This is a genomic window from Rossellomorea sp. LJF3 (assembly GCF_037046045.1).
Lineage (GTDB): Bacteria > Bacillota > Bacilli > Bacillales > Bacillaceae_B > Rossellomorea.
In genome coordinates this window covers 59255-79059 of sequence record NZ_JBANLY010000009.1, presented here as the reverse complement: position 1 = coordinate 79059, position 19805 = coordinate 59255, and the positions used below count along the sequence as shown (strand labels likewise).

Annotated in this window: 22 protein-coding genes; 21 read left to right on the top strand and 1 reads right to left on the bottom strand. The window is 43.7% G+C overall.

Annotated elements, in window-relative coordinates; all coding sequences use genetic code 11:
- Positions 1 to 50 precede the first annotated feature (50 nt).
- From V8G47_RS10835 to V8G47_RS10780, 12 genes are all read left to right on the top strand, one after another.
- Positions 51 to 866 carry a purine-nucleoside phosphorylase gene (locus V8G47_RS10835; RefSeq protein WP_336200121.1) on the top strand — a complete coding sequence of 272 codons (816 nt, stop codon included), beginning with the start codon at positions 51 to 53 and terminating at the stop codon, positions 864 to 866.
- A gap of 34 nt (positions 867 to 900) precedes the next feature.
- A complete protein-coding gene (locus tag V8G47_RS10830) occupies positions 901 to 2205 on the top strand; it encodes a pyrimidine-nucleoside phosphorylase (protein ID WP_336200120.1) in 1305 nt (434 codons plus the stop codon).
- Between the two features lie 239 nt (positions 2206 to 2444).
- Entirely contained in the window at positions 2445 to 3611 is a 1167-nt protein-coding gene (locus tag V8G47_RS10825) for a D-alanyl-D-alanine carboxypeptidase family protein (RefSeq protein WP_336200119.1), read from the top strand.
- Between the two features lie 121 nt (positions 3612 to 3732).
- The gene (gene spoIIAA / locus V8G47_RS10820; RefSeq protein ID WP_034758203.1) at positions 3733 to 4083 is read left to right on the top strand and encodes an anti-sigma F factor antagonist; all 351 of its coding nucleotides are present in this window, start codon (positions 3733 to 3735) and stop codon (positions 4081 to 4083) included.
- 1 nt (position 4084) lies between these two features.
- A complete protein-coding gene (spoIIAB, locus tag V8G47_RS10815; RefSeq protein ID WP_034758205.1) occupies positions 4085 to 4528 on the top strand; it encodes an anti-sigma F factor in 444 nt (147 codons plus the stop codon).
- A 12-nt stretch (positions 4529 to 4540) separates the two neighbouring features.
- Complete coding sequence (sigF, locus tag V8G47_RS10810) at positions 4541 to 5305, top strand: RNA polymerase sporulation sigma factor SigF (protein WP_336200118.1); 765 nt, start codon at positions 4541 to 4543, stop codon at positions 5303 to 5305.
- Positions 5306 to 5524: 219 nt separating this feature from the next.
- A complete protein-coding gene (locus tag V8G47_RS10805) occupies positions 5525 to 6145 on the top strand; it encodes a stage V sporulation protein AA (protein ID WP_034758209.1) in 621 nt (206 codons plus the stop codon).
- Positions 6135 to 6557: a stage V sporulation protein AB gene (locus V8G47_RS10800; protein WP_336200117.1), complete on the top strand. Its 423-nt coding sequence runs from the start codon at positions 6135 to 6137 to the stop codon at positions 6555 to 6557. The genes V8G47_RS10805 and V8G47_RS10800 overlap by 11 nt, the downstream gene beginning before the upstream one ends.
- Positions 6558 to 6580: 23 nt before the next feature.
- Positions 6581 to 7150: a stage V sporulation protein AE gene (locus V8G47_RS10795; RefSeq protein ID WP_336200116.1), complete on the top strand. Its 570-nt coding sequence runs from the start codon at positions 6581 to 6583 to the stop codon at positions 7148 to 7150.
- The gene (locus V8G47_RS10790; protein ID WP_336200115.1) at positions 7143 to 8621 is read left to right on the top strand and encodes a spore germination protein; all 1479 of its coding nucleotides are present in this window, start codon (positions 7143 to 7145) and stop codon (positions 8619 to 8621) included. The genes V8G47_RS10795 and V8G47_RS10790 overlap by 8 nt, the downstream gene beginning before the upstream one ends.
- Positions 8622 to 8697: 76 nt before the next feature.
- On the top strand, positions 8698 to 9996 hold the full coding sequence (gene lysA / locus V8G47_RS10785; RefSeq protein ID WP_336200114.1) for a diaminopimelate decarboxylase: 1299 nt from the start codon (positions 8698 to 8700) through the stop codon (positions 9994 to 9996).
- Between the two features lie 361 nt (positions 9997 to 10357).
- The gene (locus V8G47_RS10780) at positions 10358 to 10729 is read left to right on the top strand and encodes a GNAT family N-acetyltransferase (RefSeq protein ID WP_336200113.1); all 372 of its coding nucleotides are present in this window, start codon (positions 10358 to 10360) and stop codon (positions 10727 to 10729) included.
- Positions 10730 to 10742: 13 nt separating this feature from the next.
- Here the strand turns inward: V8G47_RS10780 and V8G47_RS10775 are convergent, their stop codons facing one another.
- A complete protein-coding gene (locus tag V8G47_RS10775; RefSeq protein ID WP_336200112.1) occupies positions 10743 to 11273 on the bottom strand; it encodes a DUF309 domain-containing protein in 531 nt (176 codons plus the stop codon).
- A gap of 165 nt (positions 11274 to 11438) precedes the next feature.
- On the opposite strand from V8G47_RS10775, the gene V8G47_RS10770 reads away from it, so the two are divergent.
- From V8G47_RS10770 to ccsB, 9 genes are all read left to right on the top strand, one after another.
- On the top strand, positions 11439 to 12203 hold the full coding sequence (locus V8G47_RS10770; RefSeq protein ID WP_336200111.1) for a segregation/condensation protein A: 765 nt from the start codon (positions 11439 to 11441) through the stop codon (positions 12201 to 12203).
- Complete coding sequence (gene scpB / locus V8G47_RS10765) at positions 12190 to 12783, top strand: SMC-Scp complex subunit ScpB (protein ID WP_336200110.1); 594 nt, start codon at positions 12190 to 12192, stop codon at positions 12781 to 12783. The genes V8G47_RS10770 and scpB overlap by 14 nt, the downstream gene beginning before the upstream one ends.
- 193 nt (positions 12784 to 12976) lie before the next feature.
- Positions 12977 to 14137, top strand: a complete 1161-nt coding sequence (locus tag V8G47_RS10760; RefSeq protein WP_336200109.1) for a D-alanyl-D-alanine carboxypeptidase family protein — start codon at positions 12977 to 12979, stop codon at positions 14135 to 14137.
- Positions 14130 to 14723 carry a nucleoside recognition domain-containing protein gene (locus V8G47_RS10755; RefSeq protein WP_336200108.1) on the top strand — a complete coding sequence of 198 codons (594 nt, stop codon included), beginning with the start codon at positions 14130 to 14132 and terminating at the stop codon, positions 14721 to 14723. The genes V8G47_RS10760 and V8G47_RS10755 overlap by 8 nt, the downstream gene beginning before the upstream one ends.
- Entirely contained in the window at positions 14724 to 15251 is a 528-nt protein-coding gene (locus tag V8G47_RS10750) for a spore maturation protein (RefSeq protein ID WP_060672298.1), read from the top strand.
- Between the two features lie 162 nt (positions 15252 to 15413).
- Complete coding sequence (locus V8G47_RS10745) at positions 15414 to 16145, top strand: pseudouridine synthase (RefSeq protein WP_079533079.1); 732 nt, start codon at positions 15414 to 15416, stop codon at positions 16143 to 16145.
- A gap of 256 nt (positions 16146 to 16401) precedes the next feature.
- A complete protein-coding gene (resA, locus tag V8G47_RS10740) occupies positions 16402 to 16932 on the top strand; it encodes a thiol-disulfide oxidoreductase ResA (RefSeq protein ID WP_336200107.1) in 531 nt (176 codons plus the stop codon).
- Positions 16933 to 16963: 31 nt separating this feature from the next.
- Entirely contained in the window at positions 16964 to 18640 is a 1677-nt protein-coding gene (resB, locus tag V8G47_RS10735) for a cytochrome c biogenesis protein ResB (RefSeq protein ID WP_336200106.1), read from the top strand.
- Complete coding sequence (gene ccsB / locus V8G47_RS10730; RefSeq protein WP_336200178.1) at positions 18621 to 19796, top strand: c-type cytochrome biogenesis protein CcsB; 1176 nt, start codon at positions 18621 to 18623, stop codon at positions 19794 to 19796. The genes resB and ccsB overlap by 20 nt, the downstream gene beginning before the upstream one ends.
- Positions 19797 to 19805 lie beyond the last annotated feature (9 nt).

The window sequence follows — 19805 nt, the reverse complement described above, 5'->3', positions numbered from 1 at the left end:
TGAAGCGGAAAGCTCATTTCCTCCTCTTTACGTTGAAAAGGAGTAATAAGATGAATTACGAAAATATCCAAAAAGCAGCAAGTCATTTGAAAAATCAATATACAGGACAGCCTAAGGTCGGATTGATCCTTGGATCAGGGCTTGGTGTACTGGCAGATGAAATCCAAAACTCAGTGAAGATCCCTTATAAGGAGATTCCTGATTTCCCTGTTTCAACAGTGGCAGGTCATGCGGGACAACTGGTATTCGGACAATTGGCCGGACAGGAAGTGGTCGCTATGCAAGGACGTTTCCACTACTATGAAGGGTATGGATTCGATAAAGTGACATTCCCTGTACGCGTCATGAAAGAGTTGGGCGTGGAAGTGCTGATTGTGACAAATGCTGCCGGCGGCGTGAATGAAAGCTTCCAGGCTGGGGATTTAATGCTGATTTCCGATCATATCAACAATATGGGAGGCAATCCTCTCATCGGAGCGAATGATTCCCGCTTAGGGCAGAGATTCCCGGATATGTCAGAAGCATATTGTAAAGAATTGCGTCAAAAAGCGAAAGAAATCGCTGGGGAATTATCCATTGAAGTGCAGGAAGGGGTATATGTAGGAAATACCGGCCCTACTTATGAAACGCCTGCTGAAGTTCGCCTTGCCCGTACCCTGGGTGGAGATGCAGTCGGAATGTCAACGGTACCTGAAGTCATCGTGGCCCGTCATGCAGGAATCAAAGTATTGGGGATTTCATGCATTTCAAATATGGCTGCCGGGATTCTGGATCAGCCCCTTTCCCATGATGAAGTCATGGAAACGACGGAAATGGTCCGCGCCAACTTCCTTTCATATGTAAAAGAGATCGTGAAATCATTATAAACGCTGGTTAATACTAGAAGAGTGGGTGAATGCAATGAGAATGGTTGACTTAATAGAGAAAAAACGTGAAGGTAAAGAATTATCAACTGAAGAAATCAAATTCATCGTAGAGGGGTATACAAACGGAACCATCCCAGATTATCAGGTAAGCGCCCTGACGATGGCCATTTTCTTTAAAGATATGAGCGATAGAGAACGAGCAGACCTGACGATGGCAATGGTGGAATCAGGCGATCAGATTGATTTGTCCGCCATCGAAGGGATCAAAGTGGATAAGCACTCTACAGGAGGAGTCGGTGATACAACGACACTTGTTCTTGGACCACTGGTGGCATCGGTCGGTGTCCCTGTTGCGAAGATGAGTGGAAGGGGTCTTGGTCATACCGGGGGAACCATCGATAAGCTCGAATCCGTAGAAGGATTCCATGTGGAAATTGAAAATGAGGAATTCATCCGCCTGGTGAACAAGAATAAACTTGCCGTCATCGGTCAGAGCGGTAACTTGACACCTGCCGATAAAAAGCTGTATTCCCTGCGTGATGTGACGGCTACGGTCAATAGTATCCCACTGATTGCAAGCTCGATCATGAGTAAAAAGATTGCAGCGGGTGCGGATGCCATCGTACTTGACGTGAAAACCGGTGCCGGTGCCTTCATGAAGACGCTGGACGATTCAAAGGACCTTGCCAAAGCCATGGTGAACATCGGAAATAACGTCGGACGAAAGACGATGGCCGTCATTTCCGACATGAGTCAGCCCCTTGGTTATGCCATCGGGAATGCCTTGGAAGTAAAGGAAGCGATCGATACGTTAAAAGGGGAAGGGCCTGAGGACTTAACGGAACTTTGCCTGACTCTTGGAAGCCATATGGTATTCCTTGCTGAGAAAGCTTCCACGCTAGAAGAAGCAAGAGCATTATTGCAAAGAGCGATTGAAGACGGTTCAGCTCTTGAGAATTTCAAGGTATTCCTTGAATCACAAGGTGGAGATCCATCTGTTGTGGATGAACCATCCAAACTGCCTCAAGCAAAGTACAAGATCGAGCTTGAAGCGAAACAGGATGGCTATGTGTCTGAAATCGTGGCCGATGCAGTCGGAACGGCTGCCATGTGGCTTGGAGCAGGCCGTGCAACGAAAGATTCTGTGATCGACTTAGCCGTCGGTCTTGAACTTCGCAAGAAAATTGGTGATGAGGTGAAAGCGGGAGATTCCCTTGTCACCATCTACAGCAATGAAGAAAACATCGACAATGTGAAAGAGAAGCTTTATGAGAGCATTAAAGTGACATCTGAACACGTGGATGCACCAACGTTGATTCATACTGAAATCACGGGTTGATCATCCATTTGAACGAAGCCTTTGCCGAAGGGATTATTTCTCTTCGGCAGAGGCTTTTTTTGTATGTGGAAAACGGATTCTTTATTCTATTTATGTCAATAAAACGCAATGAATAAAGAAAACGACGAAATAGGTTTTAAAATGACTTTTTACCAATGATTGTATAAAAATGATGCAGTTGGAAAAAATGGATCTATGAGTATTGAATAATAACGAGAATTTGATTGGAGGACAGTTGGATGAAACGTTTTGCGTATATAGTGGTGACATTTGTTTTAACAGCTTTTCTATTTCCCTCTATGGGATTTGCCCAGGAGAAGAAATCGGAGCTCGCCGACGTGGCGAAATCAGCCATATTGATCGAGCGTGATACTGGAGCGGTGCTTTATGAGAAAAACAGTCATGAAAAGCTGGCACCTGCGTCCATGACTAAGATCATGACCATGACTCTCATTATGGAAGCCCTCGATAAAGGTCAGATCAAGTGGGATGACAAAGTGCGTGCAAGTGAATATGCTGCCTCGATGGGGGGATCGCAGATTTTCCTTGAGCCGGGTGAAAGCATGTCTGTAGAAGAAATGCTGAAGGGGATTGCCATTGGGTCGGCCAATGACGCCTCAGTCGCGATGGCGGAGCATATTGCAGGAAGTGAAGAAGCATTCGTTGAGAAAATGAACAAAAAGGTGAAAGAGCTCGGGTTAAAGGAAACTCACTTCAAAAACCCGACAGGTTTACCGTCCAAAGATCATTACAGTTCGGCCCATGATATGTCGATGATGGCGAAGGAACTTCTAAAATATGATGGCATCACAAAATTCACAGGCAGCTATGAATCTTACCTTCGTGAAGGGTCGGATAAAAAATTCTGGCTCGTGAATACAAATAAATTGGTCCGCTTCTATGACGGAGTGGATGGTTTGAAAACAGGCTTCACGAATGAGGCGAAATATTGCCTGACGGCTACGGCAAAGAAAGACAATATGAGAGTGATTGCGGTCGTGTTCGGTGCCCCGACACCAAAGGAACGGAACAATGAGGTCAGTAAAATGCTTGATTATGCCTTCAATCAGTATTCGACCAAACCTCTCTTCAAAAAAGGTGATTCCCTGGCTAAGGTGAAAGTTTCAAAAGGGAAGGAAAATAAGGTGGATGCCGTAACGGATGAGCCCATATCCCTCCTTACCCAAAAAGGTGAAAAGTTAGATGGAATCCAGCAAAAGGTCACCTTATCGAAAGACTTGAAAGCTCCGATTAAAAAAGGAGACAAAGTCGGGACGCTCGTGGTGATGAATAAAGGGAAAAAAGTAGTGGAAAGCACTCTCGTTGCCAAGAAAAATGTAAACGATGCAAGCTGGTGGGAATTATATAAAAAATCCTTTGGGCTTTTTACAAAGGTAGGGAAGTAATGAGCCTCGGAAAATAACCTCTAATTATGACGAATTCCTTCTAGTTTTGTCATGGAGAAGGAATTTACTAAAAGAATAGCGAAATGACTCACTATACGACAGAGAAGGAGGCTTTCTGATAGTGAGTCTTGCTATTAACTTAGAAGTCAAAAAAGATGTACTGTGTGTCCGTTTAAGTGGTGAGTTGGATCATCACACTGCCGATGAACTCAGGGAAAAAGCTTCAAGCCTGATTGAAAGTGAGAATGTGAAGCATATCATTTTGAATTTAGAGGAATTAAGCTTTATGGATAGTTCCGGATTGGGTGTCATTTTGGGTCGATACAAGCAGATCAAGCAAAAGCATGGAGAAATGGTGGTATGTGCGATTTCCCCTTCTGTAAACCGATTATTTGAAATGTCAGGGTTGTTTAAGATCATTCGTCTTGAGCCGTCTGAAGAAAATGCATTACAAAGATTGGGGGTCGCATAATATGAGAAATGAAATGAACATTCAATTCAGTTCTTTAAGCCAAAATGAATCCTTTGCCCGCGTGACTGTTGCGTCATTTATTGCCCAGCTCGATCCGACGATGGATGAGTTGACTGAAATCAAGACCGTCGTCTCGGAAGCCGTGACCAATGCCATCATTCACGGTTACGATAACAGACCGAATGGGACGGTTTATATTTCAGTCATCATGGAAGAGGATGGGTTCATTGATATGACGATCCGCGATGAAGGAATTGGGATTGGAGATGTGGAAGAAGCCCGTCAACCACTCTTCACCTCCAAGCCGGAGCTTGAGCGTTCCGGTATGGGATTTACGATCATGGAGAATTTCATGGATGAAATAGAAGTGTCATCACACCCAGGTACAGGCACCACGGTAAGGCTGAAGAAGCACTTGACCAATAGTAAAGCGCTATGCAATTAAGGAGTCGTGCCCATGGATGTCGAAGTGAAAAATGAAAAGGAACAGACCTTTTTGAAAGATCACGAGGTGAAAGACCTGATCAAGAAAAGTCAGGAAGGTGACCAGAGCGCAAGGGACCTGATCGTCCAAAAGAATATGCGCCTTGTATGGTCCGTCGTCCAACGCTTTCTCAATCGGGGTTATGAGCCGGATGATCTCTTTCAAATAGGCAGTATCGGGTTGCTGAAATCAGTGGATAAGTTTGATTTAAGCTACGATGTCAAGTTTTCGACGTATGCGGTTCCGATGATTATCGGAGAGATCCAGCGTTTCATTCGGGATGATGGGACAGTGAAGGTGAGTCGTTCCTTGAAGGAAATGGGGAATAAAATCAGGAAAGCGAAGGATGAGCTCTCCAAGAAGTTCGGCAGGGTCCCGACCGTCAGCGAGCTTGCCGACCATCTTGAGTATTCCGTTGAAGAGGTGATCATGGCCCAGGAAGCGAGTCGTGCCCCTTCTTCGATTCATGAAACGGTATATGAAAATGATGGAGATCCCATCACGCTTTTGGATCAGATTGCCGATAATACGGATAATAAGTGGTTTGATAAGATCGCCCTGAAGGAAGCCATCCGGGAATTGGATGACCGGGAGCGGCTGATCGTATATTTAAGGTATTACAAAGATCAGACCCAATCGGAAGTAGCGGATCGGCTGGGGATCTCCCAGGTGCAGGTTTCAAGACTTGAGAAGAAAATCTTACAAACGATGAAAGAACATATGCATACAGAGTCATAGGCAAAATAACCATGTGGATTCAGTAAATTGAATCCACATGGTTATTTTTTTCTTGAAATTGTTTCCATAAGTATCCCGCTCCAGTCCTTCCCATCACTTCCAACTCAAAGTTGAGTTCACCTATTCTCCCCATCGTCCCCGTGGTCATTACATAAATATATCGCGTTAATCCATACTATTGGTACGAAGGGAAAATCATGTTTTCAGGAAGTGAACTGCATGGAAGGTATTTTGTATATACGCTTACGTCATCGAGTGCAGGTAAGGGAAGAGAGCATGGTCAAGCTTTCTCAGCTGGCGCAAATCATAGCATCTGAAACGATTGTAGAAGATATAAAGGAAATCCCGATTCATCAAGTGACCCCTTCAGATAAGAATATTGTCGTGGTCGACGTCATGAAGGTCATCAGTGAGGTATGCAAAGTATATCCAGACCTTGATATTCAAACGATCGGGCCTACTCAAAGCATTATAGAAGTGATCTATGAGAAAAAGAAAGTCTCTCTCCCTTTATTCATTGGCGTTTGGTTACTATTATTCATCGGTGCGGCCCTGGCGATAATGAATTTTCATGAAGATGTAAGTATGAGAGAAGTTCATCAAAGGCTGTATCATTTTGTGACGGGAGGGGTAGATCCCCACCCTTTATTGTTCCAGGTTCCTTACTCGTTTGGTTTAGGTCTTGGAATGATTTTGTTTTTCAATCATGTGTTTCGAAAAAGACTCAATGAAGAGCCGAGCCCACTTGAAGTTGAAATGTTTAACTACCAGCAGGATTTAGATCAATACGTGATCATGCACGAAAATAAAGAAAGTCAGAAGAAACTGGATGACCATTAATGTAGTGATCACCGTATTTATTGGATTTGCCGGGGGGCTGGCTGTAGGCTCGGGATTCGTTGCATTTTTAACCGTATTGGGTATCATCCCCAGGTTAACTCAATTGACCAAAACAATGAAAATGATTCATTACTATGAGATGGCTGTCATTACCGGGGCACTTGCAGGAGGATTCATCAGCCTGAATGATTACACTCTCCATTTCTCCCCACTGGTCCTTATCCCCCTCGGTCTCATGAGCGGGGTGTTCATCGGACTTTTGGCTGCTGCATTGACAGAAGTATTGAATGTATTTCCCATCCTGGCCAAACGAATCGGGATCGATGGACAGATTGTAATTCTGATCATGGCGATCGTGTTCGGGAAGATTTGCGGTTCTCTATTTCATTGGCTCTACTTGGTTCATCAATAATTTGCAAGAGGCAGGGGTTTCATATGGACGATAAAAGGAAAGCGATCCTGATAACAGATGGGGATGAATACGCCAAGCGCGCCATCGAATGTGTGGCGAAAGAGTATGGGGGAAGGTGTATTTCAAGCTCTAAAGGCAATCCCTCTGTGTTATCAGGGCCTGAAATTGTAAAGCTGATTCAAAGAGCCAAAAGCGACCCTGTCTTTGTGATGTTTGATGATAGTGGATTCATTGGGGAAGGTGCAGGTGAAAGGGCACTTAAGTATGTTGCGAATCATCCGGATATAGACGTGCTCGGAATTATTGCGGTAGCAAGTAAAACCAGGCAGGCGGAGTGGACCAGGGTGGATGTCTGCATTGATAAATTCGGGGAGTTGACTCCATACGGGGTCGATAAATTCGGTGTACCTGAAATGGATGTTGGCAGATTGACGGGGGATACAGTTTACTGCCTTGATGAACTGGATGTACCGGTGATTGTCGGGATTGGTGACATAGGGAAAATGGCCAAGCGGGATCATTACTCCCAAGGCGCCCCCATTACGAAAAAAGCAGTTGAAATAATTTTAGAAAGGAGTGGATTTAATGGGTGAGAAGGTTACAAAAACACCGATTCCAAAGAATCTAACGGTTATGGAAAATTATATGAAAGAACATGTAGGGTTGAATACAAGCTTTGACCTGGGTGTTAGAAAATTGATGGTTTTAAAGAAAGGCGTCCACTTCTATTACATCAATGGATTAACGGATACTTCCTTTCTAATTAAGATAGTGGAAGAACTTGTTGAAATAAACGACAAGGAACGCTCCACTAGTCACCTTTATGAAATTGTGCACAACCGACTGGCTCACCAGTCCCTTGAACCGGTAAAAACGATTGAAGAAGCAGTTGATGAAGTACTATCCGGTTTGATAGCTGTCTTTGTAGAAGGGTATGAAGAGGCGATCATTGTAGATGTTCGAAGTTATCCGGGTAGACAGCCGCAAGAACCTGATACGGAGAAGGTTGTCCGCGGTTCCCGTGACGGTTATGTGGAGAATATCATCGTCAATACAGCCTTAACAAGAAGAAGAATAAGAGATCCCAGGCTGAGGTTTGAAATATTCCGTATCGGAGAGCGTTCCAAGACGGATATTTCGATTGCATATATTGATGATGTGGCAAATCCGAGTCTGATTGAAGTAATCAAGAAAGAATTGAAAAGTATAAAAATCGATGGTTTGACGATGGCGGATAAAACGATAGAAGAGTTTCTGGTGAAACAAGGGTATAATCCGTATCCGTTAGTCAGATATACAGAAAGAGCGGATGTGGCTGCGACCCACCTATTAGAAGGGCATGTGCTGATTTTTGTCGATACATCCCCGAGTGTCATTATCACACCTACAACATTCTTTCATCACCTGCAGCATGCGGAGGAGTATAGACAATCACCGGCAGTAGGGACGTTCGTGAGATGGACGAGATTCATTGGTGTGCTTGCTTCACTTTTCCTGCTTCCATTATGGTATCTGTTTGTACTTGATCCATCATTACTGCCGGAGGCCATCAAATATGTCGGTCCTCAGGAACAAACCAATATCCCGGTCATCGTTCAATTATTCATCGCTGATCTAGGGGTGGAAATGTTCAGGATTGCCGCCATTCATACTCCGACCCCGCTCTCGACGGCCATGGGTTTGATCGCCGCCGTATTGATCGGGCAGATTGCCATCGATGTAGGGCTGTTCCAGCCAGAAGTGATCTTGTATGTAGCGGTAGCATCAATCGGAACGTTTGCAACCCCGAGTTATGAATTGAGCGTGGCCAATAAGATAGCAAGACTTCTTCTCCTGGTGATGGTTGCATTCTTCCATATTCCCGGGTTGATGATTGGAAGTACCCTGTATATTCTATACGTAGTGAATATTAAATCCCTCAATACACCGTATCTATGGCCTCTCTTACCTTTTAGTCCGAAGGCGTTTATGCAGATTCTCGTCAGGAAGTCGGTACCGGGGTCTAAAATTCGCCCAAGTATCGTCCAGCCGCGAAATAAATACAAACAACCTGCTAAATCTTAGAATATTGCAACAATTCTTGTTCTGTGGTAAATTACGTTTAATTAGTAGTGGACTATAGAGGGGACTGAGACGTTTCATGCATCTTCATGGATCAGCAGAAATAAAAAACGGGTGCTTAATGATAGGAGGGGTAAGTACCATAGACCTGGCGGCTCAATATGGTACGCCCCTTTATGTATATGACACGAAACTTGTCAGAGAGCGTGCAAGAGGGTTTAAAGAAACATTTGAATCCCTCGGGGTGAAGGCGGAAGTAGCCTATGCAAGCAAAGCATTTTCCTGTATCGGGATCTTTCAGTTAATGGATGATGAAGGATTGTCCCTGGATGTCGTTTCAGGAGGAGAGCTATTTACGGCCCTGAAGGCAGGGTTTCCTCCCGAAAGGATCCATTTTAATGGGAATAACAAGTCAAGGGAAGAACTAACGATGGCCATTGAGCATAAAATCGGCTGTATCGTCGTTGATAACTTTCATGAACTGGAGCTTGTGAGTGAATTGTCACGATCTCTTGAAGAAGCCACAAGGGTGCTGTTGAGAGTAACACCAGGGATCGAAGCTCATACCCATGATTATATCCTTACGGGACAGGAAGATTCGAAATTCGGATTTGATTTAGAAAACGGTCAGGCCGAAAAAGCGATGAAATCAGCGACGGGTTCCGGAACAATTAAATTGTTGGGTCTCCACTGCCATATTGGATCGCAGATTTTTGAAACGACGGGATTCATTCTCGCCGCCAGGAAAATCATTGAAAAGGTCGCCTTGTGGCGTTCTCAATACAGCTTTCATCCAAAGGTCATTAATCTGGGTGGAGGATTTGGGATCCGATACACAAAAGATGATGATCCGATTCCTCCCGCTCAATATGTGAAAGAAATGATTGCTGCCGTGAAAGAGGAAGTGGAGAAATACAATTTAGAAATGCCTGAAATCTGGATTGAACCGGGTCGGTCACTTGTAGGAGATGCAGGTACAAGTCTTTATACTTTAGGGTCACAGAAAGATGTTCCAGGCGTCCGGAAATATGTAGCGGTTGATGGAGGGATGAGCGATAATATCAGACCTGCCCTCTACAAGGCGAAGTATGAAGCGGTCATAGCGAATAAAGCCGACCGGATGAGTGAAGATACGGTTTCCATTGCAGGGAAATGCTGTGAGTCCGGAGATATGTTGATATGGGACTTGCCACTTCCTGTCCCCGAAGACGGGGATATTCTCGCTGTGTTCTGTACAGGTGCATACGGATATTCGATGGCGAATAATTATAATCGGATTCCCCGGCCTGCCGTCGTATTTGTCGAGGACGGGGAATCCAGGTTAGCCGTCCGCAGGGAGACTTATGAGGATTTAATTTTCCATGATGTAAGGTTTTAACGACATGCAATATAGTCTTTAAGTATCTCGTACTTAAAGACTACTTTTTTACATTCTGAATTACATACTTTAACAAATTTCGATTTTACTATACAATAACAATGACATAAACACATAGAGTGAAGATAAAGGAGTCAGTCATGAAGATCAGTAATAAAGCATTGTTCTTATTATTAATCGTTGCCGGTCTGGTGTGGGGAGTCATCTACTGGATGTTCATCGCCGGAAACTGATTGATTGGGATTTGCTTAATAAAAGTAAATTTAGTAAGATAAATAAACGTTCATATCAATTAAATTTCTAGTTTTTGTCTATAATAGGAAATAAATAGATTAGACATAAAACATGACGAGGGGTAAATATGTTAATTCGGTATAAAAAGGCGTTTGAAAAGATTGCCATGGGATTATTATCTTTCATGCCAAATGAAAAGGATTTGAAGAAGCTTCAACAGACGATGAAGCAATACGAAACTGAAGAAAATTGGCAGCTCTTTTTATGGAAAGAAGAGGACATAGTAGGGTTAATCGGAGTTTACAAAACAGAAGGTACATTAGAGATTCAACATATATCAGTCAATCCATCACATCGTCACGAAGGAATCGGGAAATCCATGGTGAAGCATCTAAGGGATATGCACTCGGAGCTTGAAGTGAAGCCCAATTCAGACACCGCATCATTTTTTGAGAAATGCGATGAAATGGGTGTGGACAACGAGGTACAAGAACAATAAACAGGCAGGCCGCCTATTCAGGTGGTCCGCCTCTTTTTTTTCGTAAGGCATTTCTCCGCTCGGTGATCACATCTGTGCGGTCCCTGAGGGAATGACGATGAATGAGCGCTGAATTCGTCAGATCACTCTCGCTGCACCAGATGTAGCCATTTTTCCTGCACCGAAGTTGAACCTGATCGGAAAGTGAAGCATCCATTAAAGGCAGGATGATACTGTGATAAGGTTGATTTTCGCCGATTTGATGAATGGTTTCCTCAATCATTGCTTGAAGCTTTCTGGAATGAATCCCCAAGTCGGTCAGTTGTTTGTGATTACCCTCAATATTCTTCACAGCTTTATGGAATGTTCTGACCGCACCTGCCTGATTGCCTCTTCTATAATGATAAAAACCAACTGCGACCTGGATCAGACCCACCCAGTGGGAAGTCCTGTTCCCCGGATCGACTTCTTTCCAATATTCTTCTAATACTTCATGACATTCAAAATAATCACGATTTCCATGAAAATACATTAAGTATTCAATGTAGGCTTCCGGATAAACCATAAGATCCCTCCATATGACGCAAAGTAGTTAAATTGTAGCATAAACCCTCGCTGATACGACAGGAAAGCCTGTAAATACAAAACTTTCTATTGGAGAATAGTGGTCTTTCTACTATACTATTAAGTAGCGTTCCAGCAAGATTGTTATGAGAAATTTGGTGATAAAGTGGAATACAATGTAAAGATTGACGCTTTTGAAGGTCCCCTGGATCTTCTTTTGCATCTGATTAACTCGTTAGAAATTGATATATATGATATTCCTATGGCTCAGATCACGGAGCAATATATGTTATATGTACATACGATGAAGAATTTGCAACTGGATGTTGCAAGTGAATACCTGGTGATGGCAGCTACGTTACTCGCCATTAAAAGTAAAATGCTCCTTCCTAAGCATGATGATGGCATGATGGGCGATGAAATCGAATTTGAAGAGGAAGATCCCCGCGACGAACTGGTGGAGCGGTTGATTGAGTACCGTAAATTTAAAGAAGCGGCGAATGAGCTGAAGCATCGTGAGGAAGAACGGGGGCAAGTGTATACCAAGCCTCCAAGTGACCTTTCTGAATTCAGTGAAGAGGTCGATTTAAAGAATACTGAAGTTCAGGTATCTTTATACGATATGCTTGGAGCTTTTCATAAATTATTGAGAAGGAAAAAACTTCAACGCCCCGTTCAAACCAGAATTACAAGACAGGAAATATCCATTGAGAAAAGAATGACCGATATTCTGGAAAACTTACAGAATCTGAAAAGACGCACATCCTTTAAAAGTCTTTTTCCCTCTGACAGCAAAGAGCATCTCGTGGTGACGTTTCTTGCTGTGCTTGAATTAATGAAGCGCAAACAAATCATCGTCAACCAGGAAAATAACTTTACGGAAATATTTGTAGAAGCAGGAGAGGAGGCTGGAATGGTTGAGCAGTATTAATTGGAAAGGGGTCCTTGAAAGCTTATTGTTTGCAGCGGGGGACGAAGGTCTATCACTGAAACAGGTCTGTTCTGTACTGGAAATCGAAGAACAGAAAGCAAAGGATGTCCTTGAAGACTTGAAGAATGATTATGAGAATGATTCCAATAGAGGCATATACATCATTGAAATAGCAGGAACCTTCCAATTGGTGACTAAGAAAGGAAATGCAGACTACTTAAAGAAACTGGTAGAATCCCCACATGTAAGTTTCCTGTCCCAGGCAGCACTTGAAACCCTTGCGATTATCGCGTATAAACAGCCGATCACGCGGATGGAAATCGAGCAGATCAGGGGTGTCAAGACCGAGCGTCCCATTCAGACCCTTACATCAAAAGGGCTCGTCAAGGAAGTGGGCAGGGCGGAAGGGACCGGACGTGCGTTTTTATTTGGTACAACGAAAGAATTTCTGGACTACTTCGGTCTGAAAAGCATCGAGGAGCTTCCGCCTCTTCCTGAAAACATTGAAGACGAATTCGCCCAGGACGAAGCGGACCTTTTCTTTGAGAGATTTCAGGAGACGATGGAAACGAACGAATAGAAAATCATATATGAAAAGGCAGGACAGGGAAGTTGCAAACACAGTCCTGCCTTTTTTTGTTTTGGCGGCGATCCATCGTGATCAACACTTTACCTGTACAATCTGCCCTTTTGCTTTCGAGATTTCACTCATATTACCCCTTGTCCTCTCATAAACTTGTACAAACACGTTAGATTCAAAGGAGTAGATGGATGTGAATCGAAAAAGAACGAGATTTTACATATACTATTTTCTAATCATTGCTTTTCTGTTTGTCTCTGTTTCCGATAAGGTTCTGGCTGCACCTTCAGTCAGTGCACAAAAAGCAATCTTAATGGATCAGGAAACAGGGCGCATTCTATATGAAAAGGATGCCCATACTCAAAGTCGCATTGCCAGCATCACGAAGATCATGACAGCGATCCTTGCCGTCGAGTCCGGAAAAATGGATAAGGAAGTAACCGTATCATCGAACGCAGCCGGTACGGAAGGCTCCTCCCTTTACTTGAAGGCTGGAGAGAAGATAAAGCTTGAGGATCTCGTATACGGATTGATGCTCAGGTCAGGGAATGATGGGGCAGTCGCCATTGCGGAATTTGTAGGGGGAAGCCTGGACGGCTTTGTCTATATGATGAATGAAAAGGCAAAGGAAATAGGGATGGAAAATACTCATTTCTCCAATCCACACGGTCTGGATGACCATGAGGATCACTATTCGACAGCGTATGATATGGCCGTTCTTGCAAGATATTCGATGGAAAACGATAGGTATAAGGAAATAGCAGGCACCAAGGTCCACACCGCTCCGAATCCTGATGAAAAGTGGGACCGCAAGTGGAAAAACAAAAATAGACTGCTGACGGAATTATATAAATATAGTACAGGAGGGAAAACGGGTTATACCAAACTGGCAAAAAGGACGCTCGTTTCCACCGCTTCCAAGGATGGGGAGAATCTGATTGCCGTGACCCTGAACGGTCCTGATGATTGGAATGATCATATTGGGATGTTTGAATACGGATTTAAACACTATGATTACAAAATCGTCCTCGACAAAGGCAATATTGAAAAAATGGATGATAAAATCTATAAAGACCATGCCTACCTTAAACGGGAATCTGTATTAACCTTGACAGATGATGAAGTGGATAAGGTCAAGGTGGAGTATAAGATGTTGAAGCCGAAACAGGAATGGTTAAAGGGCCGGCATGTGCCTGAGGTAGTCGGGAATGCAGTGGTTTATTTAGGGGATAAGGAAGTGGATACCCTTCCCGTTTTTTATAAAGCATCAGGCGAAAAGAAAGAAGAAAAAAGCTGGTGGAAATTTTGGGCTTATTCTTTTGAATCCATCATAGGGGTACGGGACCATGGTTAACTTGATATGGGTGGGCATGACCATCATCGGGTTGATTTTCGCAATCATTAACGGAAAGATGGCAGAAGTGAATGAAGCCATTTTTACTTCTGCTAATGAAGCCGTAACCTTATGCATAGGATTGATCAGTGTATTAGTGTTTTGGCTGGGTATTATGAGAATCGCCCAGGAAGCAGGTTTGCTTGATAAATTGGCAAAGTTGTTCAGGCCATTCGTGAAGAGGCTTTTCCCGGAAGTACCCGATAATCATCCGGCAATGGGGTATATCCTTTCCAATATGATGGCCAATATGTTCGGCTTGGGAAATGCTGCGACCCCACTCGGGATCAAAGCAATGGAGCAGTTGAAAAGCTTAAATGGTGGAAAGGATGTTGCCAGTAGGTCGATGATCACATTCTTGGCGATAAATACCTCCAGCATTACGATCATTCCGACAACGGTGATCGCAATCCGAATGAAATATGACTCTGCGTCACCAACCGAAATAGTAGGACCCACTCTGATCGCCACGATCCTGTCCACGATTGGTGCGATTCTGATCGACCGTTATTATCATTACAGGCGAACCCGTCGAGAGGTGAAGTAAATGCAATGGATTTCCACCATTTCCTTATGGCTGATACCGATCATGATTGGATTTATATTAATCTATGGGACCATCAAAAAGGTCCCGACGTATGAAACGTTTGTTGACGGAGGAAAAGAAGGGATTAAAATAGCCGTTTCCATCATTCCTTTTCTCATCGGGATGCTTGTGGCCATCACCATCTTCCGGGAATCCGGTGCCCTTGAATTCTTTGTTGGTCTGATCCGACCCGCATTGCTTGCACTGGGCATCCCTCCGGAAATCGTCCCTCTGGCCATCATCAGGCCGATTTCCGGAACCGCTGCTCTCGGCATGATGAGTGATATCATCGCCACCCACGGACCCGATTCGTTCATCGGAAGACTCGCTTCCACCTTGCAGGGAAGCACGGATACAACGCTATATGTACTGACCGTATACTTCGGTGCAGTCGGAATCCGGAAAATGGGGGATGCCCTGAAAGTGGGTCTCCTCGCCGACCTAGTCGGAATAGCCGCCGCCATCTTCATCGTCACCATCATGTTTTAAATGTCCTTAATAAAATCATTTGATTTTAACATGTATAGAAATGGAAAGGCATAAAGGGATCGACTGAATTGGTCGATTTTCCTTTATGCCTTTCTATTTTGCCTGGATTGTGTAATAATTCATGAAGGTAAATGTATTGAAAATTAAATGAGGTGAAAGACCGTGGAACGATTACAAAAGGTAATTGCTCACAGTGGTGTGGCGTCACGCCGTAAAGCAGAGCAATTAATTATAGAAGGTAAAGTAAAGGTCAATGGGAAAGTCGTTAAGGAACTTGGAACGAAGGTATCACACTCCGATCGCGTTGAAGTGACGGGAATCCAGATCGAAAGAGAAAATAAAGTATATTATATGCTTTATAAACCAAGAGGGGTCATCTCGGCTGTAACCGATGATAAAGATCGTCAGGTGGTAACGGATTTCTTCCCTGAAATCGAGGAAAGAATTTATCCTGTCGGCAGACTTGATTATGAAACTTCAGGGATCCTCTTGTTAACCAATGATGGCGACTTTGCCAATTCACTGATGCACCCAAGCAATGAGATTGAAAAGACATATGTGGCAAGATTAAAAGGGATTCCGCCTAAATTCAAGATCCGTGAGCTTGAAAAAGGAATCAAGCTGGAAGACGGAATGACCGCACCGGCTAAAGTGAAGGTCTTGAGCATCGATAAAAAGCAGGGGAAATCAATCGTGGAAATCACGATTCATGAGGGAAGAAACCGTCAGGTCCGCCGGATGTTCGAAGCCCTGGGTTATCCTGTTCAAAAGTTAAAAAGAGAAAGATATGCATTCCTTTCGCTCCATGGCTTGAATGCGGGAGAGGGAAGAGAACTGACACCACATGAAGTGAAACAATTGAGGACGCTTGCTGAAACAGGCAGCATCCACTAAGGGCCACTATGGAAAGTGTCACATATCCTTCATATAATTTACATTAACTTTAAAGTGATAAATGGTATAATGAGAAAGGAATTTTACCCTGAAATCATGGGATATTTCTCTGCTCATTATGAGGATATGAAACCGTACATTATGGCAGGGACTGATTTCATAAGTGAACTCTTATGACTTCAGGCCCTTTGCTACTGTAAAGAGAGAAAAACTTCTCCATTCTTGAGAACGATTTCAATTTGGGAGGCACACGTAAATGAATAAGAAAAAACGCAGATTGCTCATCCGGACCATTATTCTCATTGTGCTGACTTCTGCAGTTGCATATACCCTTTATGCAAACTTTACGAAGGATGAAAGAGGGATGTTAAAGGCAGGCGACAAGGCACCTGACTTTGTCCTTACGGATATGGAAGGGAATACACATCGCCTTTCCGATTATGAAGGAAAAGGGGTCTTCCTGAACTTCTGGGGAACATGGTGCAAACCGTGTGAAAAGGAAATGCCTTATATGAACAATCAATTTAAGAAGTATCAGGATCAAGGTGTACAGATTTTAGCGGTAAATGTAGGGGAATCCGATTTCCTCATTAACCGATTCGTTTCAAAACACGGGTTAGAGTTCCCTATATTAGTAGACAAGGAAGAGGAAGTGCAGAATGCATACGGGATCGATCCACTCCCAACGACGTTTCTGATCAACCCTCAGGGAGAAATAGAAAAGATCATAACAGGTACGATGACAGAAAACGATATCATTGAAGATTTAGAGAGCATCAAGCCGTAAGGCAGTTTAACTTGAAATAAGGAGTTTTAGCATGAAAGAGATTAAATGTGTATGCGGTCATGTAAATCCAAATGGTACCGTTCTCTGTGAATCCTGTGGACGGGCTTTAACGGAGGAAGCGAAGAATGAAAAGCTCCATGACATGCGTTACGAAGGGAGTGCAAGACGTTCCCAAACGTATAATAAATCCATTATAGATAAGATTTGGAATTTCTTTTCATCTGTTAAAGTGGGCGTGTGGTTAATCGTCATCACGCTTATTGCTTCAGCAGTGGGAACGATACTGCCTCAGGAACAATATATACCAAATGGTCAGCCTGCAGATGAATACTATGAAGATGTTTATGGTTTCTTCGGCGAACTATACTATACGGTAGGTTTCCATGATCTCTATAGCTCATGGTGGTACCTGCTATTGATTGCATCCATTGGGGTTTCCCTCGTTATATGCAGCCTGGACCGTGTGATCCCCCTCTATCGCGCTTTGAAGAATCAACGTGTCTCAAGGCATGTCGGCTTCTTGAAACGCCAAAGGATCTACGGGAAAACGGAGACGGCCGAATATAGTGAACCTCTCAGAAAAATAAAAGAAAATCTGACCCGTAAAAAATATAAGATCCGGGAAGAGGATGGAAATATCCTTGCAGAGAAGAACCGTTTTTCAAGATGGGGTCCCTATGTAAATCATATCGGTCTGATCATCTTCCTTTTCGGAGGCATGCTTCGATTCGTTCCGGGGATGTACATTGACGAAACGGTGTGGATCCGCGAAGGAGAAACGAGAGCCGTTCCGGGGACGGACCAGGAATACTACTTGGAAAACAAAGGATTCACCTTGGAGACATACGACAAGAATAAGGATAAAGAAGTATTCGGTGAAGCGATTGACAAAAACGGGACCATTGCGAAGAATTTCCAATCGGATGTGATCCTGTATAAGGAATCAGGAGATCGCGTTCCCGGTCAGAAGGCAGAACGGGAGAAAGAACAGGAGGATTCCATTAAAGTAAACCATCCTCTTAAATTCGGGAATTTTGCTGTTTATCAAACAAGTTATAAACTGGATGAATTCAAATCCATGTCTTTTACCCTGGATAATAAAGAGTCAGGGAAAAGCTTCGGTGAATTCACAGTCGATTTATTCGACCCTCAAAATGTCTATACGTTTGAAGATGGGTATAAAGCAGAACTGATGGGATATTATCCGGATTTCTCCGGGTTCAACGAACAGGGTGAACCGCAAACGAAATCTCCCCTGCCGAATAACCCGGCATTTCTGTTTAAATTGTTCTCACCTGAAAAGCCTGAAGGTGAAATCAGTTTTGTAGGAATCCGAAAAAACCTTGAGCCCTTAGGGGAAAATGACTATAAATTGTCATTTGCCGGTGTCGAGACGAGAGATGTATCCGCCTTAACCGTACATAAAGATCTTACCCTCTGGATCCTGGCCCTTGGAGGAGCCATCTTCATGATCGGTGTCATACAGGGTGCCTACTGGCATCACAGAAGGATCTGGATCAGGCGGAGTGATGATGGGGATGGACTTATCGTAGCCGGTCATACGAACAAAAACTGGCATGGTTTAAAAAATGAAATCAGTCTTGTATTGGAAGGCAGTGGAATCAAAGAGCCTGTCGATCAACAACAAAAGGACGAAGTAAGGAGGAATGAGGATGTCAACGACAATAATGGCAGAGTGGAGCAGTAATTTACTTTACGTTTCCTTCATCATGTATTTGATTGCGACTCTGTTTTTTGGCGGGAGTATCCGTCAAAAGAATACAACGGAAACGAACCAGAAAAAATGGGGCTTTATCGGGATTGCTTTAACCCTTGTCGGATTTGCCTCTCAATTGGGGTACTTCTTTCTTAGATGGGGGGCTTCGGGGCATGCACCGGTAAGTAATTTATTCGAATTTACGACCTTTTTCGGTATGATGCTTGTCGGAGCATTCATCATTCTTTACTTTATGTATAAGACCACGATACTTGGTGTCATAGCGTTGCCATTCGCCCTTTTGGTGATTGCATACGCCAGCATGTTTCCAAAGGACATCAGTCCACTCATCCCTGCCCTTCAAAGTGATTGGTTGAAGATTCATGTCACAACCGTTTCGGCAGGGGAAGCGATTCTTTCCATCAGCTTCGTGGCAGGGCTGATCTACTTACTGAAATCAGTTCAGCATACAAAAGGCAGCAGGCAGTCATTCTGGCTCGAAACAGTGATGTATTCATTGGTTGTCGTACTGGGGTTTGTAGTCGCATCGACGGCATTTACCCTAGGGCACTACGAAGCGAACTTTCAATATGTGAATCAACAGGGGGAAGAGGCAATTTCTGAATACACCCTCCCTGCCCTGGTAGGTCCGAATAAAGGTGAACTATTAAGCGAAGACGTGATGGAGCCGCTCGTTGACATGCCTGCTCTCATCAATGCGAAGAAATTAAATACCGTGATTTGGTCATTTATGGTCGGGACAGTCATTTATCTTCTTCTCCGCTTGATTTTCAGAAAGCGGATCGCAGCTAAGATGCAGCCACTTGTAAAGAATGTGAACCTCGACCTGATGGACGAAATCGGTTACCGTTCTGTATTGATCGGATTCCCGGTATTCACTCTTGGAGGACTCATCTTTGCCATGATCTGGGCACAGATCGCCTGGACCCGCTTTTGGGGATGGGACCCCAAAGAGGTTTGGGCTTTGATTACATTCTTATTCTATGCAGCCTTTCTCCATCTCCGCCTGTCTAAAGGCTGGCATGGTGAGAAATCGGCATGGCTTGCTGTTGTAGGGGTTGCAATCATTCTATTCAACCTTGTAGCGGTTAATCTCATTATTGCTGGGTTACACTCATACGCTTAATCAATCGTA

Coding starts and splice junctions, on each gene's coding strand:
- V8G47_RS10835 (WP_336200121.1), top strand. CDS start 51: ATGAATTACGAAAATATCCAAAAAGCAGCAAGTCATTTGAAAAATCAA.
- V8G47_RS10830 (WP_336200120.1), top strand. CDS start 901: ATGAGAATGGTTGACTTAATAGAGAAAAAACGTGAAGGTAAAGAATTA.
- V8G47_RS10825 (WP_336200119.1), top strand. CDS start 2,445: ATGAAACGTTTTGCGTATATAGTGGTGACATTTGTTTTAACAGCTTTT.
- spoIIAB (WP_034758205.1), top strand. CDS start 4,085: ATGAGAAATGAAATGAACATTCAATTCAGTTCTTTAAGCCAAAATGAA.
- sigF (WP_336200118.1), top strand. CDS start 4,541: ATGGATGTCGAAGTGAAAAATGAAAAGGAACAGACCTTTTTGAAAGAT.
- V8G47_RS10805 (WP_034758209.1), top strand. CDS start 5,525: ATGGAAGGTATTTTGTATATACGCTTACGTCATCGAGTGCAGGTAAGG.
- V8G47_RS10800 (WP_336200117.1), top strand. CDS start 6,135: ATGACCATTAATGTAGTGATCACCGTATTTATTGGATTTGCCGGGGGG.
- V8G47_RS10795 (WP_336200116.1), top strand. CDS start 6,581: ATGGACGATAAAAGGAAAGCGATCCTGATAACAGATGGGGATGAATAC.
- V8G47_RS10790 (WP_336200115.1), top strand. CDS start 7,143: ATGGGTGAGAAGGTTACAAAAACACCGATTCCAAAGAATCTAACGGTT.
- lysA (WP_336200114.1), top strand. CDS start 8,698: ATGCATCTTCATGGATCAGCAGAAATAAAAAACGGGTGCTTAATGATA.
- V8G47_RS10780 (WP_336200113.1), top strand. CDS start 10,358: ATGTTAATTCGGTATAAAAAGGCGTTTGAAAAGATTGCCATGGGATTA.
- V8G47_RS10775 (WP_336200112.1), bottom strand. CDS start 11,273: ATGGTTTATCCGGAAGCCTACATTGAATACTTAATGTATTTTCATGGA.
- V8G47_RS10755 (WP_336200108.1), top strand. CDS start 14,130: ATGGTTAACTTGATATGGGTGGGCATGACCATCATCGGGTTGATTTTC.
- V8G47_RS10750 (WP_060672298.1), top strand. CDS start 14,724: ATGCAATGGATTTCCACCATTTCCTTATGGCTGATACCGATCATGATT.
- resA (WP_336200107.1), top strand. CDS start 16,402: ATGAATAAGAAAAAACGCAGATTGCTCATCCGGACCATTATTCTCATT.
- resB (WP_336200106.1), top strand. CDS start 16,964: ATGAAAGAGATTAAATGTGTATGCGGTCATGTAAATCCAAATGGTACC.
- ccsB (WP_336200178.1), top strand. CDS start 18,621: ATGGCAGAGTGGAGCAGTAATTTACTTTACGTTTCCTTCATCATGTAT.